This is a genomic window from Dietzia sp. UBA5065, from assembly GCA_002415925.1.
Lineage (GTDB): Bacteria > Actinomycetota > Actinomycetes > Mycobacteriales > Mycobacteriaceae > Dietzia.
In genome coordinates, this window is record DIAZ01000138.1 from 1,320 (window position 1) to 3,132 (window position 1,813).

Annotated in this window: 1 protein-coding gene and 1 pseudogene; both read left to right on the top strand. The window is 70.6% G+C overall.

Annotation, left to right across the window (positions count from 1 at the left end; genetic code table 11):
* Positions 1–382: pseudogene (locus B4M60_RS10705) on the top strand (urea amidolyase); the annotation flags it as partial.
* A gap of 116 nt (positions 383–498) precedes the next feature.
* Complete coding sequence (locus tag B4M60_RS10710; protein WP_291083465.1) at positions 499–1,785, top strand: adenylosuccinate synthase; 1,287 nt, start codon at positions 499–501, stop codon at positions 1,783–1,785.
* The last annotated feature ends 28 nt before the right edge of the window (positions 1,786–1,813 follow it).

Below are 1,813 nucleotides of genomic sequence, written 5' to 3' on the forward strand. Positions count from 1 at the left end.
CGGCGGACCCGCCGTGGACGCGGCGTCGGCCGGCGCGGTCGAGCTGGACGTGATCCCCGGTCCGCGCGACGACCTCTTCCCGCCCGAGGCCTGGGAGGTCCTGGCGGGGACGGGCCACGTCAGCGGGCACGCCGACAGGGTGGGGGTGCGCATCGACCCGGCCCGGCCGGTGCCCCGGCTGAGCGGCGGCGAGATCCCCAGCGAGGGCATGGTGCGCGGGGCCGTGCAGGTCCCGGCGGACGGCTCGCCGGTGGTGTTCGGGCCCGACCACCCGGTGACCGGCGGCTACCCGGTGATCGGGGTGCTGACCTCGCGGTCGGCGGACGTGATCTCGCAACTGTTGCCGGGAGCGCCGGTGAGATTCCGCAGGCTGCGGGGTTGACCGACTAGGGTGACGGCGCGGAACCGGCTAATCTGGGGTGTTGGTGTGCGCGGAATCACCGTCAACGTGTCCGTCCCTCACCGTCTAGACGACTCTTTTCGAGGTGAAAGCGAACCATGCCAGCGATCGTCCTGATCGGCGCCCAGTGGGGCGACGAGGGCAAGGGTAAGGCCACCGACATCCTGGGCGGCCGCGTGGACTACGTGGTCAAGCCCAACGGCGGCAACAACGCGGGCCACACCGTGGTGGTGGGCGGCGAGAAGTACGAGCTCAAGCTCCTGCCCGCCGGCATCCTCTCGCCCACGGCCGTGCCGGTGATCGGCAACGGCGTGGTGGTCAACCTCGAGGCGCTGTTCGAGGAGATCGACGGGCTCGAGGCCCGCGGCGCCGACACCTCCCGGCTGCGCATCTCCGCCGACGCCCACCTGGTCGCGCCGTACCACCAGGCGCTGGACAAGGTCACCGAACGCTTCCTGGGCAAGAAGGCCATCGGCACCACCGGCCGCGGCATCGGGCCCACCTACGCGGACAAGGTCTCCCGCGTGGGCATCCGCGTGCAGGACATCTTCGACGAATCGATCCTGCGGCAGAAGATCGAGGGCGCGCTGCACCTCAAGAACCAGATCCTGGTGAAGGTGTACAACCGTCGGGCGGTGGAGGTCGAGGAGATGGTCGAGTACTTCCTCGGCTACGCCGACCGGCTGCGGCCCCTGGTCTGCGACTCCGCCCTCATGCTCAACCAGGCCCTGGACCGCGGCGAGTCCGTGCTCATGGAGGGCGGGCAGGCCACCATGCTGGACGTGGACCACGGCACCTACCCGTTCGTCACCTCGTCCAACCCCACCGCCGGCGGCGCGTGCGTGGGCGCCGGCGTGGGGCCCACCCGGATCACGCACTCCCTGGGGATCGTCAAGGCGTACACCACCCGCGTGGGCGCCGGGCCGTTCCCCACCGAGCTCTTTGACAAGTGGGGCGAGTACCTGCAGGTCACCGGCGGCGAGGTGGGCGTCAACACCGGCCGCACCCGGCGCTGCGGCTGGTACGACGCCGTGATCGCCCGGTACGCCGCCCGCGTCAACGGGTTCACCGACTACTTCCTCACCAAGCTCGACGTGCTCACCGGGATCGGCGAGATCCCCATCTGCGTGGCCTACGACGTGGACGGCGTGCGGCACGACGAGATGCCCATGACGCAGACCGACTTCCACCACGCCACCCCGATCTACGAGACCATGCCCGGCTGGGAAGAGGACATCACCGGCGCGCGCGAGTTCGGCGACCTGCCGCCCGAGGCGCAGGCGTACGTCCTGCGGCTCGAGGAGCTGGCCGGCTGCCACATGTCGTATATCGGCGTGGGCCCGGGGCGCGATCAGAACGTGGTGCGGCGCGACATTCTGGGCTGAGGCTTAGCGGCTGAGGGCGGCTGAGGGC

What these genes read in the sequence shown, in the direction of transcription:
- B4M60_RS10710 (WP_291083465.1), top strand. Translation starts at nt 499, where the DNA reads ATGCCAGCGATCGTCCTGATCGGCGCCCAGTGGGGCGACGAGGGCAAG.